Consider the following 23,509-nt stretch of genomic DNA (forward strand, 5'->3'; position numbering starts at 1 on the left):
GCTTGGCTGCTACAAGTTTTTCCCCGGCCTCAAAGCGTGGTCGCAAGAAGTCGTTGGGCACAGCAGCATGAGCACATCGAGTCCTCCTGCCCCGAGCGATGCGGTGAAGCCTTCGACGGGTTTGTCACCTGAACAGCGCGTGTTCTTCCGAGACCGTTTGCGCGAAGCACGCTATGCGGCACTGGCCGATGCGGAAGGGTTTCAACAGATGTGCTTTGCCATTGAGGCACTGGGGAAGCACTTGAAACCGGAGGGAAATGGCCTGGGACCTCGTCGAGAGGCGCTGCATACGCTGGCCAGCCAATCAAAGCTCCTGCCGGATACGGATGAAGGCGATCGCGCCATCAAGTCCTTCGACGCCCTGTTTGTAGCGCTCAAAGACGCACGCAACGACGCCATGCATACCGGCGCTTACGCGCGGCATGTCGCTGCCGATGCGGTGGCACTTTGTCTCATTCTGGAGGACGCACTCATGGTGCAAGGAAAGTCAGAAAAACAAGTCAAGCGCCTGACTGTCGGTGACTTCATGGTGTCCACCCCGGTGGTGGTGCACCACTGGCAAACGGTGGAGCACGCACGGCAGTTGATGCTCCTCAACTCGTTCTCGTACTTGCCCATTTGGCACGAAAAAAAGTGGTGGCTGATCTCAGACATTGCGATGGCGAAATACCTGCGGCCTGAATGGCCGGCAAAGGATCGCCTGAAGAAGACGCTCGGCGATGCTCGACAAGGTGAGGATCGTCTGTTGTTTGTTAGCACCAAGCCTGTCTGGCAAAGCACGCCCGTAGATGAACTGCTGGTCGGCCGCCGTCAGCCAGGACTTTGGTTGGTGAGAAAGAAGGGATATCCAGTTGATCATCTCGTCGGCGTGCTTTCTCCCTCCGAGTTGATGTAAGCCTGACCATCGCCCTGCAACAACGATTCACACAACAATGACAAACCAAGCATTTCCCTACGCCGAAGTATTTGCAGCGGTAGAACAGCAAGTGATAGGGACCGGCTCGAAGCAGTTGGGTGCACCGGCCGTGCACGAGTACCTGAGCGAATTCAAGACCTTCGCAGACCGCCGCTTTAGCGACGACGAGGTTTTCTGGAAGCTGGTTTTGGTGGCCTTCTATTCGGGCTTCCGCGCTGCCACGGTGGCCAGCAAGTTGGAGGTAATCAGGCGGCACTTTCCCGACTGGCAATCGGTCGCTCAGTATGGCGAGGCCGACATTCAGCGCATCTTGAACGACGGCGAGATGATCGCCCACAAAGGCAAGGTGCAAGGCTGCGTGGACAACGCCCGCACCCTAGGGATTCTGGTGAACCAGTACGGATCTTTCCAAGCGTTCCTTGACAGCCAGTTGCCCGATGACTCGCTAGAAAATTTGTTGCTGCTCAAAGAGCTGCTTCAGGTCAAGTTTGCCTACCTGGGTGGCATCACGGTCTATCACTTCATGACCGACATTGGCCTGAACGTGTTGAAGCCTGACCGTGTGATCTGCCGGCATTTCCACCGTTTGGGCTTGCTGGAGAGCGAAGACCAGATCTTCAAGGCCATCTTGGAGGGCCGGCGCTTTGCGAGGGCGACGGGCTTGCCGATTCGATACATCGACATTGTGTTTGTCGTCTTTGGGCAAGTGAAGTCGCCGAATGCGGGGATCTCTGAGGGCATCTGTTTGAGGGAGCCTCGATGCGCGAAGTGCTCAATCCGCTCCAATTGCGCTCACGGGGATACATCCGCAAAGGCTTAAGTCTCGATGGGAGGGCGCCAAGAAAGGCGACGGTCACGCCCCCGCTAAAGCGCGCCTACCCACCTCTATGGGCGATTGCCGCTCACCGGCCCCGCAACCCCCGCCCAATCTCCCGAATCCGCGCCTCGCCCTGCTCCAGCGCCTCAGCCGAGGTGTGCACCGAGTAATTGCCCAGCACCAGCTCATGCGGGTGCAGCACGGCAGAGCCAAAGAGGAAGCCGCCACCCTCAGTGCTGCTGAAGTGCAAGGGCTCGGGCCCCTCATGGGCCAGCACGGCCAGCTCGCTGCGCAGGGTCTCGCCGGCCACTTGCACGCTGCCGCGCTTGGCGGCCAGCCACAGCACGCTGTGGCCTTGGGGCACGGTGTAGTGCCAGCTTTGGCCGGGGGCCAGCTCCACCCAGAACAAGTTGGCATCGTGCGGTGCGGGCACGGCGCTGCGTTGCCCCTCGTGGCTGCCCAGCAGCAGCTTGGCCGGGCCTAGCGTGGGCACCTGCTCAGGCGCGATGAAGGCGGCCACCGGCTCGGCCAGCTCGTGCGAGGCGGGCAGGGCCAGCCAGAGTTGATAGCCTTCAATGGCGGCGGTGCTGGTGACCTGGCTCTTGTGCCAGATGCCGCGGCCGGCTTGCATCCATTCCTGGCCGCCAGCGGCCACATGGTCGACCCGTCCCTCAGACGTTTCGTGTTCGATGTCAAAGGTCAGCGGCACGCTCAGCGTGGCAATGCCCGAGTGCGGGTGAAAGCCAAAGCGCGGCCCGCCGCCCGCAGGCGCGGCAATGTCGTCCAAGAAGACGAAAGGCTTGGTGAGTTGGCCCACGTCGCCCGGGCTCATCAGCCGGGTGATGGGGCCGTGGCGGTGGCCGTTGTGGCGCAGCACGATGCGTGTGGTGTTGGTCATGCCCCAATGGTAGGCCGACGGTCGGGCCTGTGCTTCAGCGGCTTTGCATGCTGCGTGCGGGCGGCATGAAGATCGGCTCTGAGCCGTTCCGCCTGCCGTCCACACGGTTGGCGCGCCCCCCTCGGTCCTTGCGCGGGCTCAGTTCACCCAGTACAAGTGGCGCAGGGTCTTGGTGCCCACGGCTTCAGAGCTGGCGGCGCGCTCGGCCATCTCGGCCAAGCGTGAGGCCGGCTTCGAGGGGCTGAGGGCTTGGCAGGCCTCGCTCACATCAGGCAGCGGGCCACTGCTGCCAAGCCGTATGCCTTTGGTCGGGGGCTTGAGGTAGAGCTGCTTGATGTTCAAGCCTTGGCCCTCGGCGCACAGCGGCGCCATTTGGCCCAGCAGGCCACGCGCGTTGCGGCTGGCTGGCAGCAGGTGCTGGCCCTGCCAAGTGGCGCGGGCCTCGGCCATCACCTCCCGCCACGTCTGGAAGTCCTCGGCGTCCAGCACCAGCGGGAACACGCTGTGGCGCTGCTGCGGGTTGGCGATCCACTCCTGCTCGTCATCGGTCTCGGCCAACACGGCATGGCGCATGCGGTCTGAGGTTTCCAGCCCTTGCCCAATCAGCTGGTGGGCCTGAGCCAGCAAGGCCGGGCGCGCCAGCGTCAACTGCCAGGTCTGGGTGTTCAGGTCGAACGCGCGCACATGGGTCAGCAGGCCTTCAATGAACTGGTGATAAGACAGTGCCCACAGCACATCGGCCTGGTCCACGGCGATCTGCGCGGCGGGCGCATAGCGGCGCTGGATGTGCGCCTCGTCATTGCGGGGCAGGCCCCAAGACGCCTGGCTCAGGCCGCGTTTGGGAATGGCGAAGAAGTACTTCTCCCAGACTTCCATCTGCCCGTCACCATTCAGGTCGATCTGCCACTGCCCCGGCGCAATGCGCAGGCTGCGGCGCTCACCCAGGTTGAGGCGTGCCAGGACCTGCCGGGTCTGCGCCATCTCGCGGCGCACCTCGTCGATCTTGCGCTCGACTTCGGCCACCACCTGTGACGGCGGCAAGTGATCGATGCGCTTGAAGTTCTGTGTGCCCCAAGTGATCAGGCGTCGGGTCTGGTCGGTGTCGCGGCAAATGGCCCAGGCGATGCGCTCGTCGTCGCTCTTCAGGCGGCGCGCGTCGCGGGGCATCTGCTTGCAAGTCTGGGCAAAGCCGGCCGTGGTGCTCATGTCCAGGGTTAAGGGTGCTGCCTCAGCGGCTGCGCCATATCCCAGGCCCACGGCCAATGCCGCTGCAGCGGCCAGGTTGGAGAGATGCGAGGTGAGATTGGAAGTGGTCAAGGTCAAAGGCCTGCCTTGCGCAAGCCAGGTGTGGAACACGGGCCGATGCTAGGCGCGGGGTCACACACCGGGCGGTGCGTGGCCGCACAGTGGCGGCCTGTGCGCTGGCTGGTATCGTGTGCCGATGCTGGCCACCCACTTCAGGACTCCATGAGCCACCCTCGCCCCTGGTGGCGCCGCGCCCTGCTGGGCCTCGTCCGCTGGCCGCTGGCCCTCCTCATCGTGTTCGAGGAATGGGGCTGGGTGCCGCTGCAGCGGGTCTTGGCGGCCATCGGCCAGTGGCCCGGCTTTCGTTGGGTCGAGGCCGCCGTGCGCCGCCTGCCGCCCTACGCCGCGTTGGCCCTCTTCCTGCTGCCCTCGCTGCTGCTCTTGCCCGTCAAGCTGGCGGCCCTCTGGCTCATCGGCCAAGGCAAAGCGGTGTGGGGTGCGTTGCTCATCATCACGGCCAAGATTGTGGGCACCGCCATCGTCGCCCGGCTCTTCACGCTGACGCAGCCAGCGCTCTTGCAATTGGCCTGGTTTGCCCACCTGTATGCCCGCTGGACGGTCTGGAAAGACGGCCTGCTGGCCTGGGTGCGCAGCAGCGCCGCGTGGCGCGCTGGGCGGGTGCTGAAGGCGCAGCTGAGGCGGATGATGCGCAGGGTGTCGGGGCGGGGCTGAAACCGATGTCAGGCCGAAGGCGAGTTGAGGATGCCACATCCCATGAGCGGCCCTCAACCTTTTGTGGGGGGGAGAAAGCCCCCCTTCTGCGATACCGCGACCGAACGCTAAACTGACCAGCATAAGAGGATGACTGAGGAGTGAGAGCATGAACATCGTTCGTTGGGTAAAGGCCGCTGCATTGGGCCTTGTGACGGCAGGCTTTGTGGCCTGCGGCGGAGGTGGTGGCGGAGGCAGTGAGCCAACATCCAATCCCCCACCCGCGCCTGCGCCGGCTGTTGCCATCAAGGCGGTTCAACCTCAGTCGCCGGTCGCAGGCCAGAGTGTGAGCATGGCCGCTCAAGGGGAGGGGTCGGGGCTCAGCTACAGCTGGTCCTTTGGCGATGGGGCGACGGCCGACGGCGCTAATGTCAGTCACACCTTCTCTCAGCCCGGAAGCTACACCGCGACAGTGACCGTGAAGGACAGCACGGGGCGTTCAGCCACCGCGACTGCCAACATCACAGTGTCGGCTCCCGCATTAACTGCTGTGGTGACGGCCGCCTCAAAAGAAGCTGCGGCAGGGCAGTCCTTGAGCTTTACCGCGCAGCAGTTGCCGCAGGCCGGCGTGACCTATCGGTGGTCATTCGGCGACGCAGGCAAGGCCGAAGGCCTGTCAGTCAACCACCGCTTCTTGGTTCCTGGAACCTATACCGTGATGCTCACGACCTCCAACGCGGAAGGTCAATCGGCCACGGCCAGCGTCACGGTGTTGGTGACAGGAACAGGCCCCGCCATTGGCGTTGGTCAAGACGCAGCGGTGGCTGGACTGGCCTACGACCTTCGCGTGACAGGCTTATCGGAGCCTAGCGGGGTGGATGTGGCTTGGGATTTTGGCGACGGGACCGGCCAGTTAGGTGCTGTTGCAACGCACACTTATGTCGCAACAGGTACGTACACAGCCCGAGCGCAACTCTATGGCTCCAATGGCAGCATTTACGACCTCACCCGCACCATCACGGTGGTCTCGCAAGGCCTGCCCGGTGAGTTGACGCTTCAGATTCAAGGTGACAGCGTCACCAAGGTTGGCAGCCAGGCCACTTGGCGCTTGAACGCCTCAGCGCCGCTTCAAGCCGTAGAGTGGAGTTTTGGTGATGGCACGCAGGGCTACGGAGAGATTGCGTCGCACGCTTACGCGGCGGCAGGCGACTACACGGTCACCGCAAAGGCGACCGACACAGCGGGACGCAAAACCTCCACAAGCACACAGATCTCCATTCGGGTGGAGCTACCCACGGCCACGATCACTGGCTTCTCTCCTGCGGCACCGCGTGCGGGCGTGGCCGTGCAATTCAACGGCACCGGCACGGGTGACTTGGCGGGTGCACAAGCCTACGAGTGGCACTTTGGCGATGGCGCGACCGCCACAGGCAGCAACCCCAGTCACACCTATCAGAGCGCTGGCAGCTACAGCGTGGTGCTGGTGGCCAGGGACCGCTCAGGCCTGGCCTCTGCGCCAGCCACTGCCACCATCACCGTCCTGCCCGCGTTGCCCAATGCGCCCTCAGCTTTGGTCATCAAGCCCAGCCAGTTGGTTTTGGGTGTCAGTGCACAAGTGGGCTTTGTCGGTGAGGCCGTTGGAACAGGGGCCTTGACCTATCAATGGCAGTTTGGCGATGGCAACGTGGCGACAGGGCCTCAGGCCAGCCATCGCTATAGCCGCGCTGGAACGTTCAATGTGGTGATGACTGTGACCGACCCGGAGGGCCAACAGTCATCAGCCAGCGCTACGTTGGTGGTGAGCCCCTATCAGACGTTGAACCTCTTGGCAGGTAACTTGGGCGGCCGTGGTTTCCGGGATGGCGTCGGAGATGACGCTCGATTCATCAATACTGTGGATATTGCGCAATTGAGCGACGGCTCGTTTGTGGTCGCTGACACCACCACGCTTCGGATCATGACGCCTTCTGGTCAAGTCCGAACGTTGATGGGGCAGCCTTACTCAAGCAATCGTGCTGACGGAAATCTGCTTTCCGGTAGCTTTGGATATATTTCGGCGGTGGTCGTCGGGAGAGATGACTCCATCTATGTATTGGATGGGTGTGCAATCCGAAAGCTCACTAACTTCAATGAGTTACGAACCATTGCGGGCAGCCTAGATCAGTGTGGAGATCGTGATGGTGTGGCTACCGATGCAAGATTTTACGCAAAGGATATTGCGATAGATCGGTCAGGGAATATATATATAGCTGACGAGCATGCTGAGAAAATCAAGAAATTGTCTGTCGATGGTACGGTAACAACAATTGCCGGGATTGGCCAAAATCCGGTCTGGTCTGCTCGCCCTGTTGAGGGCGTGGCTAAAGAAATTTACATTGGTAGAGTCTACGCAGTGGCGGTTGACTTGGACGATCGGCTTCTTTATAAGACTCAACGGCAGTTTGTGATGAGGTTGGGGGAAGATGGGCTAGTTTCTATGGTCCATGAGCCGACTACAGGCGATTTGAATTACAGTCTTGATTTGTCTGGAAGATTGGCTGTTGGTCCGGACGGAGCCATTTATTTCTCTGACCTGTCATCTGTGAAAAAGGTGGTTTCTCGCACGAGTGCGACCACAATTGTCGGCCCCACATCGCCCACGGAACCTGTGTTTGATGAGCCCCTTGGTTTAACAGTGGTGGCGACAGGAGACATCTTGCTTGCTGATGGACCGGCTGTTCGCAAGATATCCGGAAATGCCCTGGTTAGCCTTGCCGGTTCTCCAGCCACTCCCTCCAGTGGTGCTCTATTAGGTTTTGGTCTTCCGCGTGCTGGATATCTTTCGGGTCGCATCATTGGCGCCGACGCAGTGGGGAATGTGTATTCCGTCGCTCGCTGCATCATCAATGGTGCACCCACAGAGCTTTCATCGTATCGGAGGCGCACTCCATCTGGTGCATTTGAAATGCTCTATGTCGGCACTGGTGGTGGTTGGCGGGCTCATGTTGAAGAAGACTGTGCACAGTCCCTCGTAGAGTTTGGTCCTCCAGGACTTGTTCGTGCAACTCCTTCACCCTCGGGGGATATCTACTTCGTGAATGATTGGTTTAGCTCCGAAATCCACAAGATAGATAAATTTGGGCAGCTGACCTTCATTGCCGGAAATAGAGAGCTTTTTTCTCCTACCGCTAAGGACGGAGTGGGGCGAGATGCAATCATCACTTTCGTTCAGTCAACGACCTTCAATGCTGATGGCCACTTGGTGATTGCAGGAGATGGATTGATTCGAAAGGTCACCCCAGATGGAAAGGTTGAAACCATCGTCGGTGTGGGTGACTTTGCTTATCGCATTGTTGGTGTAGCAGCGGCCCCAGGCGGCAACTACTTCTTCACCTCCGGGAATAGACATGATGTTCTGAAGGTGGATGCCCTGAAAAGGGTAACGGTGCTTGCGGGTGACAAAGATCAATCGGGTCTGACGGACGCGGTCGGCGCTTTGGCCAAGTTCTCTGAGCCGACAGACCTTGCGCTGGACTCCAAAGGTAATTTGTACGTGTCGGATTTCGTAAACCAAGCCGTCCGCCGTGTTGACCCCGCAGGCCGAGTGGTGACAGTGATCGGCGGAAAGCTCTACTCAGGCAACCAATTGGGTGCATTGCCTGCACTGATTTCTAGGCCCGAAGAGCTTTTCGTCACACCTGATGATCAGCTATTGTTGCAGTCAGAGGGTGCTGTTTTCATCACAGGTGGGCTGTGAAGATTCATCTGTAGTGGCCGTGGCGTCAGGGTCACCGTGGGGTCAGCCAACTTGCTGCCCCCGCTACCTCGCAGACGCTTGCTTCAGCACGATGTACAGCCTGAGTGACCTGTTTGAGGCCCCAACGGAAAAAGCCCTGGGCTCACGCCACAGGGCTTTGATCTGTTCAGCGCGCTGAGTCGCTTCAGTCCGCCTGCCCCGTCCCCGGCCCGGTCAACAAGCTCACGCTGCCATCCGAGCTGCTGCCCAGCAGGCCGGTCTGGGTGTAGATGCCCAGCTTGGCGCGGGTGTCAGAGATGTCGAGGTTGCGCATGGTCAGCTGGCCAATGCGGTCGGCTGGGGTGAAGGCGGCGTCTTCGACCTTTTCCATCGAGAGGCGCTCGGGCGCGTAGGTCAGGTTGGGGCTGACCGTGTTCATGATGGAGTAGTCGTTGCCACGGCGCAGCTCCAGCGTCACCTCGCCGGTGATGGCGCGGGCCACCCAGCGTTGGGCGGTTTCGCGCAGCATCAGGCACTGGCTGTCGAACCAGCGGCCTTGGTAGAGCAGGCGGCCCAGCTTACGGCCGTTCATGCGGTACTGCTCGATGGTGTCTTCGTTGTGGATGCCGGTCACCAGGCGCTCGTAGGCGATGTGCAGCAGGGCCATGCCCGGGGCTTCGTAGATGCCGCGGCTCTTGGCCTCGATGATGCGGTTTTCGATCTGGTCGCACATGCCCAGGCCGTGGCGGCCGCCGATCTTGTTGGCCTCTTCGAACAGGGCCACGGCCGAGCCAAAGCGCTGGCCGTTCAGGGTGACGGGCACACCTTCTTCAAAGCCCACGCTGACCTTCTCGGCCGCCACCTTGACGTCGTCTTTCCAGAAGGCGACGCCCATGATGGGGTTGACGATGTGCATGCCGGCGTTCAAGAACTCCAAGTCCTTGGCTTCGTGGGTAGCGCCCAGCATGTTGGAGTCGGTCGAGTAGGCCTTCTCCACGCTCATCTTGTAGTCAAAGCCGTTGGCGATGAGGTATTCGCTCATCTCCTTGCGGCCACCCAGCTCGTCGATGAAGGTCTGGTCCAGCCAGGGCTTGTAGATCTTCAGCGCCGGGTTGGCCAAGAGGCCATAGCGGTAGAAGCGCTCGATGTCATTGCCCTTATAGGTGCTGCCATCGCCCCAGATGTTGACGCCGTCTTCGCGCATGGCCACCACCAGCGCGGTGCCGGTCACGGCGCGGCCCAGCGGGGTGGTGTTGAAGTAAGTGGCGCCGCCGGTGCTGATGTGGAAGGCCGCGCACTGAATGGCGGCAATGCCTTCGGCCACCAGTTGCGCACGGCAGTCGATCAGGCGGGCGATGTCCGCCCCATAGGCCTTGGCCTTGCGGGGGATCTCTTCATAGTCGCTCTCGTCGGGCTGGCCCAGGTTGGCGGTGTAGGCGCAGGGCACGGCGCCCTTGGCGCGCATCCAGTGCACAGCAGCCGAGGTGTCCAGGCCACCAGAAAAAGCGATGCCGACGCGCTCGCCAGCGGGGAGTTTTTGCAGAATCGTCGCGGCCACGGGGGTGTCCTGTCAGGGGGAAGTGGGTGGGCAGTCCCGCGCGGCCGGGGCGTTGCGGGGAATCTGCGATTTTAGGGGGTTGCGCGATGGCGCTGGCTTCCTTGTGGGGGCGCTCGACGTCTCGACTCCCAGACATGGGCGATGATCAAGAGCATGGGCGCAGCCAGCCACAGCCAAAAACCGGGTCCGAAACTCCTGATGGTGCTATAGCCCAAGCCGTCGCCCGAGTCCCAAGTGGCATATCGCTTCACTATCAGGTTGCTGGCCATCAGCAAGGCGGTGGAGCAACTCCAAAACATGCCGGCACCTCTGCGAGCGGCGATGGTGTAGTAAGCGGCGATCCAGAGCATGAAGTTGGCCAGCCACGACAGATTGGTTAAGGAGAGTACTGAGATCCAACCGAACAGCAGGCATACGAAGCCGTACTGGCCATCTACGGCTTCCATGGCGAGCGAGCCGCAATAGCTAGCGACGCTGGCAATGATGAGGACGATGGTCGGGGCAGCCATCTTGCTGGGCAGCTCAGCGTGCATGCAAGGCACTCACTTGCGCTTGCAAGCCCTCTAGCGTCACCTCCCCCACCGCCATCGGCGCGCCCACATTCAAGCCCACCGGGCTCCAGAAGCCTCGGCGCAGGGGTTTGACCATGGCGGTGCCACCTTCAATGCGGCTGAAGAAGGAGCCCCAGAGGTTGGTCAGGGCCATGGGGATGACGGGGGTGGGGCGGCGCTCCAGGATCTTCATGATGCCGCCCTTGAAGGGTTGCAGCTCGCCATTCAGGGTGATGCCGCCTTCGGGGAAGATGCCCAGCAGGTCGCCCTCGGCCAGCACTTGGTCGGCGGCGCGCAGTGCGGCTTCGTAGGCTTCGGGGTCTTCGCTGCGCGGGGCGATGGGAATGGCCTTGGCCAGTTTGAACAACCAGCCCAGCACGGGCACCTTGAAGATGCGGTGATCCATCAAGAAGCGGATGGGGCGGGGGCTGGCGGCCATCAGCAGCACGGCGTCGACAAAGCTCACGTGGTTGCATACCAAAACGGCGGCGCCTTGGGTGGGGATGTGTTCGCTGCCGTTCACCCGAAAGCGATAGATGCAGTTGGACAGCACCCAGGCCACAAAACGCAGCAGGTACTCGGGCACCAGCAAGAAGATATAGGCCGCGACGATGGCATTGAGCAGGGCCAAGATGCCCACGATCTGCGGGATGCTGAAGCCATGGCTCAAGAGTTGGCCCACGCCCAGGCTGGCCGCAATCATGAACAGCGCGTTCAAGATGTTGTTGGCCGCAATGATGCGGGCGCGGTGGCTCTCCGGCGAGCGGATCTGAATCAGCGCATACATGGGCACGCTGTAGAGGCCTGCGGCGGCCGAGAGCAGGAACAGGTCCACCAAGATGCGCCAGTGGGCGGGTTGGGCCAAGAAGCTGCTCACGCTGTAGGCGCTGGCGGGCAGGGCCAAGCCGGTCGAGGCCAGGTAGAGGTCAAAGGCAAAGAGGCTCATGCCGATGGCGCCCAGCGGCACCAGGCCGATCTCCACATGCCGGTGGCTGAACTTCTCGCACAGCAAGGCGCCCAAGGCCACGCCCACCGAAAACACCACCATCAAGACCGTGACCACGCTTTGCTGGGCATGCAGCACGTCTTTGGCAAACGCGGGAATCTGGGTCAGGAAGACCGCGCCATAAAACCACATCCAGGAGATGCCCAGCAGCGAGCGGTAGACGACGATGTTGCTATGGGCCAGGCGCAGGTTGCGCCAGGTTTCGCTGAAGGGGTTCCAGTTGACGCGCAGGCCCGGCGCGGTGGGCGGGCTGGCCGGCACATAGTGGGCGGCGATGCGGCCCAGCACGGCCACCACCACGCAGGCCACGGCCACCGCCTTGCTGGCCGTGAACCAGGCGCCATCGGGCAGGTCGCTCAACACGCCACCCGCGATATTGCCCAGCAAGATGGCCACAAAAGTGCCCATCTCGATCATGCCGTTACCGCCGGTCAGCTCACGCTCGTTGAGGTGCTGCGGCAGATAGGCATATTTGACCGGGCCAAACAAGGTGCTGTGCAGGCCCAGCAGGCCAATACAGCCCAGCAACACGCCCACGCTGCCCTGGAACAGGCCCCAGGTGGCCAGCGCCATGATCACCAGCTCCAGGTCTTTGACAAAGCGGGTCAGGGTGCGCTTGTCGTACTTGTCGGCCAACTGCCCGGCGGTGGCCGAGAAGAGCAGAAACGGGGCGATGAACACCGCCCCAATCACCAAGCCCGCCATGGCCGGCGGCATCCAACTGACCGAGACCTTGTAGGTCACCAGCATGGTGAAGGCGAACTTGAAGATGTTGTCGTTGGCAGCGCCCAAAAACTGCACCCAGAAGAAGGGGGCAAAGCGGCGCTGGGTCATCAGCGCGAACTGGTTGGGATGCTCGTGGCCGGTGGTGTGGCTCATGCAGGTAACGACTGGCGTCGGTGTGGCTGTACGTGAGGACGAAATGTACAGGCGCACTTTGACGCGCTTGGGGCGGGGCTTGCCCGGGTATCGCGGCGCAGTACTCAGGGCGGCGCGGCAACGCACCTCTCACCAGGCAGATCAAACAGGCCTCCCGCTCGCGAGAGGCCAGGACAACTCTCGTTTATTAGCGATTTTCGAGAGGGTTTCAATATAGGGAGAGATATTAGAAATAATTCGTTTTGCCAAGGCGTCCGAAAATGACAACTATGACCAGACATATTCAGCGCATTCCAGAATAATTATGTTTTCTGAAAACCTTGCTTGACGGGGATGTCAGGGGTTTAGTGGTGCGGGGTGTGTGATGCAGTGGCAGCAATGGGCACGGGTGGTCAAGGTGCTGGGCGTAGGGGCCCTGGCGGCGACGGTGTGGTGGGCGGTGGCGCAAAGCCAGGTGCGCCCGCCGGAGGGGGGCTTTTTGGAGCTGGGGGCGCAGGTCACCGGGCCGGTGGGCACGCCCACGCTGTACAGCACGGATGATGTGAGCGGCGGGGATGTGGTGCGCTGGACGAGCTACGGCCAGTCGCGCCTGACCGCACCCTTTGACACCGAGGGTGAGCTGGCGCTGCCGCCGGGCCAAACCTGGGTCAGCGGCTCCTTCAAAGCGCCGCCCAACACCAGCTTGAAGTGGAAGGTCAACGGCGCCTGGGTCAGCAATGAGCCCGCCAGCGGCACGGCCGTCAGCGCGGTGGCCTGGACGGTCAAGCCGCTCTATACCTTTGAGGCGACGCCGCTGCCCGAGATCATCGACTTTCAGGGGACGGGCGATGGTTTGCGGGTGATCCCTTATGCCGACCGCCTCTATGTGCTGAACCACGTCTACTCCACCAGCTACACCGACGACCACCCCTTTGGCTGCCGTGATGCCACCACCGGCTTCGCCTGCAAGGGCTTTGAGGGCGGCAACCAAGGCCTGCAGTTGGTGGCGGGCACACCCATCCAAGGGCGCTCTAATCTGAATGTCAGCATCGCCCCCTTGGAGGCGGTGAACTACGCCACCGGCGAGTTATTTGTGCCGGTCCGAAATATCGGCGACAACACCATTCACATCGCGTGCGTCAATCTCACCACCACGCCGCATAAAGCCTGTCAGTCATTTCCGCTGGGCAGCGCCAGTTCGGCCCCTTATGGCTTGGAAACCGTGGGTGATGAGTATTACGCCTACAGCCCAGAGACCAGTACCCTGTATTGCCTGAACATCGTCACCAAAGCCCGCTGTGCCGGCATGACGACGGGCACCTCGGCTGGTGGCAACAACTACAGTTTTGACGCCAAAGCCATCGGCACCAAGCTGTTCTGGAACGATGGCAGCCGCACCTATTGCTACGACACCGATGCGGGGGTGCGCGGCACCTGCCAGGGCTGGGCCACCTCCGGCAAGTCGGCGGCGGCCACCCGCACCCACACCCACGCGGGCCGCGATGGCCTGCCCAACGGGGTGTGCACGCGCTCGGGCCAATGCTTTGCGCTCGATGGCTCCTCGTTCAGCCCGTCGGCCAACTACATGGCTTTCATTAACGCCTATGCCAACGACACCTACAACTGCTGCGGCAACCGCTGGGGCGCGTTCCAAGAGGGCAAGTGGTGGGCGGCCAATGGCAGCCAAAAGGCCTTGGCCTGTTTTGACTTCAAACAAGATGCGATGTGCACCAGTTTCAAGCCGCACACGGTGCATGACTGGTATCCCTACACCACGCGCCTAGACCCCACCCGCGCCAACTGCCTGATGGTGCTGGGGGACGGCGGTGTGGGCGACTTTGTGGATGTCACGACCGGCGGTGCCTGCAAAGGCAGCCTCAGCGGCAAGGTGCCCGACATCGACGTGGTGCCCGCCAAGTCCTATGCCTGCGACATCAGCCGCTCGCGGGTCAGCGCCTGGGGGCAGGTGCGCCTGAGCCCGGTGATGCCTTGGGGCGGTGCCAATGGCCTCTCGGCCGTGACGGTGACGCTCAAGGACGCCACCGGCAAGCTGCTGCCCGCGGCCCTCAAGCCGGTGCGCACCTTCACCACCGGGCAGTACACCCTGAGCATTGCCGACATTCCCTACCGCGACTATCCCGCGCTGAAGATTGGCGTGGATTTCCAAACCCCCGGCGCCATGCCTGCCGTGGCGGGCTTGGGCATTGATGTCAGCTGGGACGGAGACCCGATTCAAGTCTGCGTCGGCACCAAGATGCCGGCCTCGCCCGATTGCCTGATGGGCGCCAGCCTGACCGTCAAGACCCGGCTGCTGCAAAGCGCTGCGGGCACGTACGACGAAACGCTCACCGTCTCCAAGACGCTGTCACCCGGCGGCCTGAGCAGCGGCTACTCGGCCGTGGCCACACCCACCTCGGCGCGGGCGGTGCTCAGCGACCTAGGCCCTCGCGACCCCAAGACCTATGTGGTGCAAGGCCGCTGGGCGCTGCAGCAGTTCAGCGGTGACTTGTGGGCCTTTGGCTTGGCGCCTACCGGCCAGATCGATCGCAGCAGCTACCTCTCGGCCCAATCGGCCACGGCGGCGGCGGCTGCGCGGCCCATGTTCACCGCCCCCGCGGCCAGCGGCGTGCAAGCCGTGCAGCCGCTGGCTTGGGCCTCGCTCTCGCCGGCCCAGCAGCAAGCCCTGAACCTGGACTTGGGTGGTGTGGCTGACGACAAAGGCCCGGCCCGCGTGGACTATCTGCGCGGTCTGGACGGCGGCTTCCGCCCGCGCGGCGGCAAGACCTTGGGGCCGGTCATCAACTCCAGCCCCGCCATGCTGTTGCCGGCAGCCACCGTCAGCCTCAACGAGCGCAACTACCCCGGCTATGCGGCCTACCGGGCGCAAAGCACGCGGCCCTATCCCATCGCCTTGTTTGGCGGCAACGACGGCGCCTTGCACGCCTACGAGGTGCGCAGCGGCAGCCTGCGCGAGGCCTGGTCTTTTGTGCCTAACGTGATGTTGAGCCGAGCAGCCAACTATGCCGACCCGAGCATTGCGGGCGTGCGCGCCAACCCCTACTTTGTGGACAACATTCCCATGGTGGGCCATGTCAACACCACCGGTGAGAGCAGCAAAGACGGCTGGCGTGCGGTGGCTGTGGTGACCTATGGGCGCGGTGCGCGGGCCATCACCGCGATAGACGTCACCAAAGAGGACTTGAGCAAGGGTGACGGCGTGCTCTTTGAGTACAGCAACACCAGCGACCCCGCGCTGAAGGACTTGGGCTACATCATCAGCCAGCCCGTCAGCAGCAACGCCATGGTCTCGCAGCACCTGGTGCAGCTCGCTGAAGGCGCGGGCCGCCGCGCGGCCGTGCTGTTGGGCAACGGCATCAACAGCAACGACGGTGTGGGTGGCGCTGCCGCCAGCGGCCCCGGCAAAGCGGTGCTCTATGCCTTCTACCTGGACCAAGGCGGCGCCAGGCGCTGGCAACGCTGGGCCGTGGATGAGCTGTGGGCGGGCGCCAAGAGCGAACCCGGCTTGGGCGAAAACAACGGCCTGAGCTCGCCGACGCCCGTGGACGTGGACGACGACGGCCGGATCGATCTGGTCTATGCCGGCGACTTACAGGGCAATATGTGGCGCTTTGATGTGCGCAACCCCGCTGCCGCCAGCGTGACGCGCTTGTTCAAGACCGAGGCCCAGCAGCCCATCACCCAAGCACCGTTTGTCAGCATGAACCCCAACGCCACCGGCTGCGGCGGCAGTGAGCCCGGCGCCAGTGCCGCAGCCAAGCGCTGCTGGCAGGTGGTGTTCGCCACCGGCGCGGCCATCTCTCCGCTGATCGGCTCGGCCAATGTGGCGACGCAATCTCTCTACGGCGTGCTGGACAAAGGCAGCGGCGCAGCCGTGGCGCGCACTCAGCTGACCAACATCGCCTTTGAAGCCAACAAGATCATCAACGGCGTGGAGTACCGCGCGCTCAAGCCCACCACCGTCAACTACAAGGCCGGGGCCTTGGGCTGGGTGGTGGACCTGCAGGCCTATGAGCATGGCGTGGGCGCGCCGCGCCAGCAGCCCACGGGCTTGGTGATGTTTTCGTCCATCCGGCCGACCACACCCGACAAGGCCATCAATGTGTGCATTGGGCCGCGCTCCTGGCTCAATGAGGTGGATCCGCTCAACGGCTACAGCGCCATCGTGCCCTTTGACACCAATGGCGACGGCAATATCGATGGCCAAGACCGGCTCAACCCCGACAGCAGCACCCCTTTGACCCCGTCCGGCATGGCCGTCAGCGGCGCGCAGTTTGGCCCGCCCGCGGTGCTGCTGGCCGCGTCCAACCAGGCTCAGCAAATGTCGCTGCTGTTGCCCAGCTTGGGCCAGGACACAGGCCAGGCCAATTCATGGTCGGGCGGGCCGGGCAGCGGCGGCAGCAGCCCTGCACCGGGCAGCAACAGCGCGGCCCTGACGCACGCCAACCCGGCCAAACTGGGGCGCATGAGCTGGCGCGAGAAGTACTGACGACCGGCAGCGAGCGGGGGGCTCGCAGGAACCTTTAGCGTACCTTGAGGCCAGCATGGCCTCTCTTGAGGACGCGTGACTAAGCTGGGGATCGACGCGGGGCTGCTGGGCTGCTCTGCGCATCCAAGATCACCTTCTCAGTCGTTGTTCCATGAGTACCTCCTTTGCCTTGACGCTGCGCCTCACGGCAGCCGCTGCTGCTGTCTCGACCCTTCTTGCCGCCTGTGGCGGCGGCGATGATGCCCCGCCGGCGGCCGTGACCACCGGTACCTGTATTGACGGCACCACCGCCAATGCTGTCGGCGCTGATGACCCCTTCGCTGCCCATGCGTGGCATTTGCTCAATACCGGCGCCACACAGGCCGTGTCGGCCCAGAGCAATGCCGGTGTGGCGGGGATTGACGCGAATGTCAGTGACATCCACAAAGCCGGCAAAGGCTGCACCGGCAAGGGCGTGAAGATCGCCGTTGTGGACACCGCGATGGAGCTGGGCCACGAAGACTTGCAGCCCAATGTGCTGCCGGGTCAATCGTTCAGTTTCGCCACGCTGAGCAGCGACACCTCGCCCGCCGCAGATCAGGTGGATCTCGATCACGGCACCGGTGTGGCCGGGGTTGCGGCCGCGCGCGGTTGGAATGGTCTGGGCTCGCGAGGCACCGCACCCTTTGCGTCACTCTTGGCGTTTCCGACCGTGGACGTGAAGCTGCATGAAAGCCTGTCGTCCGATGCGGTGGCTTATCTCTCCTTTGGGGCCAGCGAGCTGGCGGGTCAAGGGCCCGCCGTGACGCTGTTCGCCAATCGATCGAGCGGGGTCGACGTCTTCAACTACAGCGCCGGCATGGACATCGGCGTGCCCGCGCCGGTTGAGTCGCCCGGCGCACAAGAGAGCGCGATGGCCTTTGGCGTCAAGACGCGCCGCGAGGGCAAGGGCGCGATCTATCTGCAGGCCGCCGGCAATGAGTATCAGGGCTCCGAGAAATTCTTCATGCCGGATGGCAGCACCGCAGAGATCTTCTGTCAGACCGCGCTGTCTGCGGCTCAGCTGCCGGGGTCTTTTGCAAACCTCGATGCGGTGAGCTGTGGCTCGCCCAACCAAGACTACCGCGGCCACGAAAGCAAGTACATGATTGCCGCGATGCACAACACGGGTCGCGCCGCGTCGTACTCCAGTGCCGGCTCGTCAGTCTGGGTGGCGGGCTTCGGCGGGGAGTTTGGCGGTGACCAAGCCGCCATCATCACAACCGACAACAGCGGCTGCGCAAGTGGCGCCAACAACGTGGCCAATGCGGCCAAGTGGAAGGCCAGCTTCCCGGACTGGACCAAGATCATTGCCGACCTCTTTGGCGCCAGCACCCAAGACCCGAATTGCCATTACACCGGCCGCATGAACGGGACCTCGGCGGCAACGCCCTCCGTCAGCGGCATTGTGGCGTTGATGCTGGAAGCCAATCCCAAGCTGACTTGGCGCGATGTGGGCTACATCTTGGCCCGCAGCGCCCGCCAGGTGGACCCGACCATCGCGGACAGCAGCCGCCAGCCGCGCTATCTGCCCCAGGGCAACGCCGTGGGCTGGCCGCTGGACCTGCCTTGGCAAACCAATGCGGCGGGCTATCGCTTCCAGAACCGCTACGGCTTCGGCATGGCGGATGCCCGCGCCGCGGTGAACATGTCTATCGGCTTCACGGCCCCCAAGGGCCGACGTGAGGCGACTTTGGTGGCGCCGCTTTCGGGGCCCTCCACCACCAGCACGATCGACGGCTTCACGGTCTACAGCGGCCTGGCCCGCTTTGCGGACACTACGGCGGTGCAAGGCAAGCTGCAGCTCGATGTGACGCTGACGAATGTGTCCGGGGCGCCGCTCAATGTGGGGGGCCTGCAGTTTGAAGTGATCAACCGCCGCAGCGGGACGCGGTCCATCGTGATGCCGGCCTTCACGGCGTGGTACATCGGCGGTCAGCGTGACGATGCGCTGCTGATGAACGGTGCCAGCCAGAGCCTGCGCTTCTTCAGCAATGCCTTTTTCGGCGAGAGCCTGTCCGGCGACTTCGAGGTGCGGGTGGTGGATGTTCGAGGCCAATCCAAGGGCTTGAACTTCACGGCCAACCTGAGCTCACACAGCCTCTGATCATGGTCATGCAACGCACGCCCACCAAGGCGGCAGGCCATGCGCATTGGTGGTGGGGGGCCGCAGCAGCGGTGGCCGTTGGCCTGGCGCTGTATGCCTGGGCTCCTGATCTGGCCCAGGCTGAAGCAGAGCCTCCGCCCGCGGGGTCTGCGGCTGCGGGGGGTGCAGGGGGCCCTCAGTTCGCGGCGGCCTCGGCGGCTTTGCAGCCGCCTGGCGCACAGCCTGCACCCCACGATGCGGGCGCGGCGCCGCACGCGGCGGGGCCCATGGTGGCGAGCGCGGCCTCTTCGGTGACTCGTCGGGTCAAGGCACGGCCACTGGCGCTGCCAGAAGGCGCCCCCACGCCATGGGTGCTCTTGGGTCAAGACAGGGTCGAGCTGCTGGCTCAGCGGCCGGTGGAGGTGGCGGCAGGCCGGACTCAGCCGCTGCTCACTTTGCGCGACCCCGTCACCGGCCAGGTGCACTACCGCCTCTCGGTGCTGCGGGTCGAGCTGACACCGGGCGCCGATGCGGCGTCCTTGGCCCAGGCTTTGCCAGGCGCGCGCCTGGAGTTCAGCAACCCGGGCTATGCCTTGATCGAGGTTGTGCCCGAGCACATGCCCGCAGCCTTCAAGCAATTGCAAGCCGACGCACGGGTGCTCAGCGTCGGCCTGAAGGCCTACACACCGCCAGCGCGCCCCAAGTGATGCCTCTGCACTGCCGTCGGCACGTTTGATGCCCTCTCCCCTCTACTGAACAGGTATTCACCATGAAGCGCTTTTCTGCCTTTCGTCACGCCCTGATGGCGCTCCCCATGCTGCTGGCCTTGGGGGCTTGCACCACTTATGAGTACGTGCCGCCCAGCAGCGATGCAGGGCGCGCCTGCGCCGCTCAGTGTGAGCAGCCACGCCAAAGCTGTATCGCCTCTGCCCAAGACCGAGCCGAAGCCGGCGCCAAGGAATGCCGGCAAACCCGCGCCTTCACGCTGGCTCTGTGCTTGGCTGGCGCCAATGACAAAGCCCAGAAGGAGAAGTGCCATGAGCGCGCGCCGGCATGCGTCGCCATCCCCATGACTGAAAGCTGCGAGGCCAGCTTCAGGCGCTGCTACACCTCTTGCGGCGGCCAGGTCATTGAAGTCGATTGAGGCTCGTTCGCCGGACGCTCAAGACTAGCTTAGGCGATCCTCAATGTTTCCTATGTTTCTGTCGAAAGAGAGAAGCGGTCTCAGTGCTGACGTGGCTTTCCAAGGGGCAATCTCCTAGACTTTCTGTCAACAACTAGGACATCGTCGTTGACCGTGAACATTGCCACACCCAGCCCTTGGGCTCCGATGAAAGTGCTGACCATTGAGGACGATATTGATATCGCCAGTGGTATTGGCCGAGCTCTGCATCACGAGGGCTTTCAAGTGACTCAAGTCCGGAGCTTGAAGGCGGCGCGCCAGGCCTTGCAGGACTCTGTTTTTGATCTGTTTTTGTTGGACCTAGGGCTGCCCGATGGTGATGGCATGTCGTGGCTGAGGGAGATGCGAACAGCGGGCTATCAAGCGCCGGTGTTGATCCTGTCTGCGCGGGACGGCCTGTACGACCGCGTGCTGGGCCTGCAATGCGGCGCCGACGATTACCTCATCAAACCTTTTGAGATGTTGGAGCTGTCGGCCCGCGTCAACGCCATGGCGCGGCGGGTGCGGGGCTTTCAGGTCGGGCAGCTCACCCGCGCGGGCGTGAGCCTGGACGACAAGGCCATGCGCGTCCAAGTGGATGGCCAGAACATTGCATTGTCCAAGACCCAATATGAGCTGCTGCGCGCCCTGCTGCTCAAGCAGGGCAGCGTGGTGCCGCGCAGCACACTGGAGCGGGTGGTGTTGCCCAGCGCAGACAGCACCTCTTTGGACATGCATGTCTCCAATTTACGCAAGAAGATTGGTGCGCACCGACTGCGCACAGTCAGAGGGGTAGGGTATGTCATTGATGCCGACAGACGCGCCTGAGCAGGTGCAGCCATGAGACCCAGCGCCTGGCGTTGGCCCGTGCTGGGCATATCCTGGCGTGCCGCCTTGGCCGGCTTGGTGATGGCCCAGGTCTTGTGGATGGTTGTGGGCACCTTGATGTACCTGTTCGACGATTGGAGCGACAAGGACCTTCACACTGATGGGCGGCACACCTTGGTTTTTGAGGTTTTGCGTCAAACCGAACGCAACCCTGTGCAGCAGGCCCTGCTGCTGACTGCATTGAACAAGCACTTTTTTGCCCGTGACCAACATGCCAACGATGAGCCCGACTTGGTCACCTCCTTGGTCATTTGGCGCGACGGGCAGCTCGTCTACAGCCCGCCGCATTTGCCGCACCCGGCGGCGCCGACACCCATGGGCGAAATGGTGGACTTGGGCCACGGAGCGGCAGGTCAGCTCTGCAAAGCGGAAGCCTCCAGCCCTTACATCGTCTGCTTCACCACCCAAGGCCCGCACTTTTTCATTCGGGCCATTGGCGGCACCCTGAAGGACTACATGCAAGTGCTGCTTTACATGGCAATCCTGAGTGGGCCCTTCATGCTGCCCATTTACTGGTGGGCCATGGGGCCTGTCCGGCGCCTGAGCCGGCAAATCGCGGCACGCCAACCGGAGCAGCTAGACCCCATCGACGTGCAGAAGCATCCCAAGGAGCTGCGGGCGATGGTGGCTGCCTTGAACCATTGGATGGCTGAGCTGCAATCCAGCCGCATGCGGGAGCGGCTCTTCTTGGCGAATGCCGCCCATGAGCTCAGAACGCCCCTGACCGCGATCCAGGTCAATGCCGAGCAGTTGCAGCGGCAGACGGGGCCTGAAGTGGACGGTGCCTTGGCGCCCTTGCTGAGCGGCTGCCGTCGCATGACGCGCGTGGTGGAGCAGTTGATGCGCTTGGTGCGCCATGAGAGCGAGGTGATGGTTGAGGCCGAGCCTCAGTTGCTGGATTTGGCGCGGGTGTTGGAGTCCCGCTTGGCGGAACTCAGCAGTGTGGCAGACCGCAAGTCGGTGACCCTGGAGCTGCAAGCCGCCCTTGGCCTGCGGGTCTGGGCACCGCCGGAGTCCTTGGAGTCCCTGATCGACAACATTGTGGGCAATGCCATCAAGTATGTGGACAGCGGCGGCGAGGTCTTGGTGCGTCTGACCCAGCGCGATCACACCGCGCTGCTCGATGTGGAAGACAACGGCCCGGGCATTGCCGAGGCCGACCGCGAGCGCGCCTTTCAGCGCTTCACGCGGCTGGACAACCCGCGATCCGAATCGGGCGCGGGCCTGGGCCTGTCCATTGTGCAGTCGGTGACACAGGCTTTGGGCGGGCAGGTGGCGCTGCGCCGCTCAGAGCGACTGGGCGGCCTGCAGGTGCACATTGAGTTACCGCTGAAGTCGATCTAACGGATGACTTGAGGCGACCCTGACAAGCCACTGCGCTGTGTCCAGCTGAACATGGAGTCGACTGTCACCGTGTCGATGCGGTTGGAGAAGCGTTTGGCATTGGGGTGGTCGTCAAACGCCACATTGGCGGTGGTCACACGGGCGCCTAAGCGGGTGAAGGTGCCCAGGTGCAGCGTGGTGGGCTCATAGCCTTTGAATTGCAACCAAGCCTGGGCGCGGCTGCGGGTGCTCGCGCTGGGCTCCAGGGCACCGGCCAGCGTCTCCAACGCCCATTGGTTGGACTGTTGATAGCGCTGGCTCCAAGGGTAGGCCACCATGCTGTAGGCGGGGCTGTGCCATTGCGGCAGGCGTGCGTTGTCTTGCAGCAGCGGCAGCAGCTTGGCTTGGGCCTCGGGGCTCAGCACCACATAGGCGGCTTCATAGCGGTGGGGCCGGTCCAAGAAAAACTCACCCAAGCCTTGGCGAAAAAGCTGGGCGCGGTCGGTGCCACATTGGTTGAGCTTGTGCAGCACGCGCCATGGCGGCGCGGGGCTGCCTGCGGTGGCGGCCGGGCGATAGGCAAAGCCCAGGTGCGACCACTGCAAGCCATGCTTGCTCAGGTCTTGCCCGGCGCGGGCCAGCAGCAGCACCTGTGCGCCGGTGGCGTCCAATTGCTTGGCGGTGGTCTCGGCCAGTTTCAGGCCTTGCTCCAGCTCGCGCAGGCTCAGGGGCTTCTCTTCGCAGGTGCGGCCGGCCAGCGCGGCGGTGCTGGCGGCCCACAACAGCACGGCAACAGCCGCGATACGCGGGGCGGGGCTCATCGGGTGATGGGCTCGTTGTAGAGCAGCGAGGCCCCAATCTCGTTGGGGATGAAGCACAAGGCCTCACCGGCCGCAGAGAGCACCCAGCCCGCACCGATGGCGACCACGGTGACGCTCGTGCCCACGGCGGCCACCGACTCGCCGGCAAAGCGCACGCTCATGCGCACGCCGTCCGACGCGCGCTGCAGCACCCAGACCGAGCCGGCGGCGGTGGCTTCCACCGCGACCACCGTGAAGGCCACTCCGGCCGACAGCACGGCGACCGGCGCCGCCACCGAGACGGCAATCGGCAGGGCCGAGAGCAGGCTGATGTCGGATGCATGCGAGTTGCAGCAGCGGTGGGCCGAGGCGATAGGTGACACCGTCAGCAGGCTCAGGCTGAGGGCGGCGCATAGGCTGATACGGGTGAAGCTTGTGGTCATGTCGGGC

The 23,509-nt window shown here is 63.2% G+C and carries 17 protein-coding genes; 10 read left to right on the plus strand and 7 right to left on the minus strand.

Annotation, left to right across the window (positions count from 1 at the left end; all coding sequences use genetic code 11):
* The first annotated feature begins 67 nt into the window (after nt 1-67).
* Together KAK11_RS04195 and KAK11_RS04200 are read left to right on the plus strand one after the other, a co-directional pair.
* On the plus strand, nt 68-895 hold the full coding sequence (locus tag KAK11_RS04195) for a CBS domain-containing protein (RefSeq protein WP_210806441.1): 828 nt from the start codon (nt 68-70) through the stop codon (nt 893-895).
* 37 nt (nt 896-932) lie between these two features.
* Nucleotides 933-1,736: a DNA-3-methyladenine glycosylase I gene (locus KAK11_RS04200; RefSeq protein ID WP_210806443.1), complete on the plus strand. Its 804-nt coding sequence runs from the start codon at nt 933-935 to the stop codon at nt 1,734-1,736.
* 82 nt (nt 1,737-1,818) lie between these two features.
* Here KAK11_RS04200 and KAK11_RS04205 read toward each other — a convergent pair whose 3' ends face one another.
* On the minus strand, nt 1,819-2,631 hold the full coding sequence (locus tag KAK11_RS04205) for a pirin family protein (RefSeq protein WP_210806445.1): 813 nt from the start codon (nt 2,629-2,631) through the stop codon (nt 1,819-1,821).
* A 138-nt stretch (nt 2,632-2,769) separates the two neighbouring features.
* A complete protein-coding gene (locus KAK11_RS04210; RefSeq protein WP_210806447.1) occupies nt 2,770-3,948 on the minus strand; it encodes a hypothetical protein in 1,179 nt (392 codons plus the stop codon).
* 150 nt (nt 3,949-4,098) lie between these two features.
* On the opposite strand from KAK11_RS04210, the gene KAK11_RS04215 reads away from it, so the two are divergent.
* On the plus strand, nt 4,099-4,608 hold the full coding sequence (locus tag KAK11_RS04215) for a hypothetical protein (RefSeq protein ID WP_210806449.1): 510 nt from the start codon (nt 4,099-4,101) through the stop codon (nt 4,606-4,608).
* A gap of 148 nt (nt 4,609-4,756) precedes the next feature.
* Nucleotides 4,757-8,323: a PKD domain-containing protein gene (locus tag KAK11_RS04220; RefSeq protein ID WP_210806451.1), complete on the plus strand. Its 3,567-nt coding sequence runs from the start codon at nt 4,757-4,759 to the stop codon at nt 8,321-8,323.
* A gap of 184 nt (nt 8,324-8,507) precedes the next feature.
* Here KAK11_RS04220 and argG read toward each other — a convergent pair whose 3' ends face one another.
* The 3 genes from argG to KAK11_RS04235 form a co-directional block, all read right to left on the minus strand.
* Nucleotides 8,508-9,860: an argininosuccinate synthase gene (argG, locus tag KAK11_RS04225; protein ID WP_210806452.1), complete on the minus strand. Its 1,353-nt coding sequence runs from the start codon at nt 9,858-9,860 to the stop codon at nt 8,508-8,510.
* A gap of 71 nt (nt 9,861-9,931) precedes the next feature.
* Nucleotides 9,932-10,393 (minus strand): hypothetical protein, encoded by a 462-nt coding sequence (locus KAK11_RS04230; RefSeq protein WP_210806454.1) that lies wholly within the window; start codon nt 10,391-10,393, stop codon nt 9,932-9,934.
* Complete coding sequence (locus KAK11_RS04235) at nt 10,383-12,296, minus strand: MFS transporter (RefSeq protein ID WP_210806456.1); 1,914 nt, start codon at nt 12,294-12,296, stop codon at nt 10,383-10,385. Before KAK11_RS04235 ends, KAK11_RS04230 begins: the two co-directional genes overlap by 11 nt.
* Nucleotides 12,297-12,660: 364 nt before the next feature.
* Between KAK11_RS04235 and KAK11_RS04240 the strand changes: the two genes are divergently transcribed.
* The 6 genes from KAK11_RS04240 to KAK11_RS04265 all read left to right on the plus strand — a co-directional run bounded on the left by KAK11_RS04240 (nt 12,661) and on the right by KAK11_RS04265 (nt 22,280).
* The gene (locus KAK11_RS04240; protein ID WP_210806458.1) at nt 12,661-16,782 is read left to right on the plus strand and encodes a pilus assembly protein; all 4,122 of its coding nucleotides are present in this window, start codon (nt 12,661-12,663) and stop codon (nt 16,780-16,782) included.
* Nucleotides 16,783-16,933: 151 nt separating this feature from the next.
* A complete protein-coding gene (locus KAK11_RS04245) occupies nt 16,934-18,907 on the plus strand; it encodes a S8 family serine peptidase (protein ID WP_210806460.1) in 1,974 nt (657 codons plus the stop codon).
* Nucleotides 18,908-18,915: 8 nt separating this feature from the next.
* Nucleotides 18,916-19,593, plus strand: a complete 678-nt coding sequence (locus tag KAK11_RS04250) for a hypothetical protein (protein ID WP_210806462.1) — start codon at nt 18,916-18,918, stop codon at nt 19,591-19,593.
* A 62-nt stretch (nt 19,594-19,655) separates the two neighbouring features.
* A complete protein-coding gene (locus tag KAK11_RS04255) occupies nt 19,656-20,030 on the plus strand; it encodes a hypothetical protein (protein WP_210806464.1) in 375 nt (124 codons plus the stop codon).
* 153 nt (nt 20,031-20,183) lie between these two features.
* Complete coding sequence (locus KAK11_RS04260; RefSeq protein WP_310737741.1) at nt 20,184-20,876, plus strand: response regulator; 693 nt, start codon at nt 20,184-20,186, stop codon at nt 20,874-20,876.
* Between the two features lie 12 nt (nt 20,877-20,888).
* A complete protein-coding gene (locus tag KAK11_RS04265; RefSeq protein ID WP_210806468.1) occupies nt 20,889-22,280 on the plus strand; it encodes a sensor histidine kinase in 1,392 nt (463 codons plus the stop codon).
* Here the strand turns inward: KAK11_RS04265 and KAK11_RS04270 are convergent.
* Both KAK11_RS04270 and KAK11_RS04275 read right to left on the minus strand, forming a co-directional pair.
* On the minus strand, nt 22,277-23,080 hold the full coding sequence (locus KAK11_RS04270; RefSeq protein ID WP_210806470.1) for a DUF2145 domain-containing protein: 804 nt from the start codon (nt 23,078-23,080) through the stop codon (nt 22,277-22,279). The genes KAK11_RS04265 and KAK11_RS04270 overlap by 4 nt on opposite strands.
* Nucleotides 23,077-23,502: a hypothetical protein gene (locus KAK11_RS04275; protein ID WP_210806472.1), complete on the minus strand. Its 426-nt coding sequence runs from the start codon at nt 23,500-23,502 to the stop codon at nt 23,077-23,079. The genes KAK11_RS04270 and KAK11_RS04275 overlap by 4 nt, the downstream gene beginning before the upstream one ends.
* Nucleotides 23,503-23,509: the final 7 nt, after the last annotated feature.

The sequence above is a fragment of the Ideonella paludis genome (assembly GCF_018069865.1).
Lineage (GTDB): Bacteria > Pseudomonadota > Gammaproteobacteria > Burkholderiales > Burkholderiaceae_C > Ideonella > Ideonella paludis.

Excerpts from the sequence above, each read along its gene's own strand:
- KAK11_RS04195 (WP_210806441.1), top strand. The coding sequence starts at position 68 with ATGAGCACATCGAGTCCTCCTGCCCCGAGCGATGCGGTGAAGCCTTCG.
- KAK11_RS04200 (WP_210806443.1), top strand. The coding sequence starts at position 933 with ATGACAAACCAAGCATTTCCCTACGCCGAAGTATTTGCAGCGGTAGAA.
- KAK11_RS04205 (WP_210806445.1), bottom strand. The coding sequence starts at position 2,631 with ATGACCAACACCACACGCATCGTGCTGCGCCACAACGGCCACCGCCAC.
- KAK11_RS04215 (WP_210806449.1), top strand. The coding sequence starts at position 4,099 with ATGAGCCACCCTCGCCCCTGGTGGCGCCGCGCCCTGCTGGGCCTCGTC.
- KAK11_RS04220 (WP_210806451.1), top strand. The coding sequence starts at position 4,757 with ATGAACATCGTTCGTTGGGTAAAGGCCGCTGCATTGGGCCTTGTGACG.
- KAK11_RS04230 (WP_210806454.1), bottom strand. The coding sequence starts at position 10,393 with ATGCACGCTGAGCTGCCCAGCAAGATGGCTGCCCCGACCATCGTCCTC.
- KAK11_RS04235 (WP_210806456.1), bottom strand. The coding sequence starts at position 12,296 with ATGAGCCACACCACCGGCCACGAGCATCCCAACCAGTTCGCGCTGATG.
- KAK11_RS04240 (WP_210806458.1), top strand. The coding sequence starts at position 12,661 with ATGCAGTGGCAGCAATGGGCACGGGTGGTCAAGGTGCTGGGCGTAGGG.
- KAK11_RS04245 (WP_210806460.1), top strand. The coding sequence starts at position 16,934 with ATGAGTACCTCCTTTGCCTTGACGCTGCGCCTCACGGCAGCCGCTGCT.
- KAK11_RS04250 (WP_210806462.1), top strand. The coding sequence starts at position 18,916 with ATGCAACGCACGCCCACCAAGGCGGCAGGCCATGCGCATTGGTGGTGG.
- KAK11_RS04255 (WP_210806464.1), top strand. The coding sequence starts at position 19,656 with ATGAAGCGCTTTTCTGCCTTTCGTCACGCCCTGATGGCGCTCCCCATG.
- KAK11_RS04265 (WP_210806468.1), top strand. The coding sequence starts at position 20,889 with ATGAGACCCAGCGCCTGGCGTTGGCCCGTGCTGGGCATATCCTGGCGT.
- KAK11_RS04270 (WP_210806470.1), bottom strand. The coding sequence starts at position 23,080 with ATGAGCCCCGCCCCGCGTATCGCGGCTGTTGCCGTGCTGTTGTGGGCC.
- KAK11_RS04275 (WP_210806472.1), bottom strand. The coding sequence starts at position 23,502 with ATGACCACAAGCTTCACCCGTATCAGCCTATGCGCCGCCCTCAGCCTG.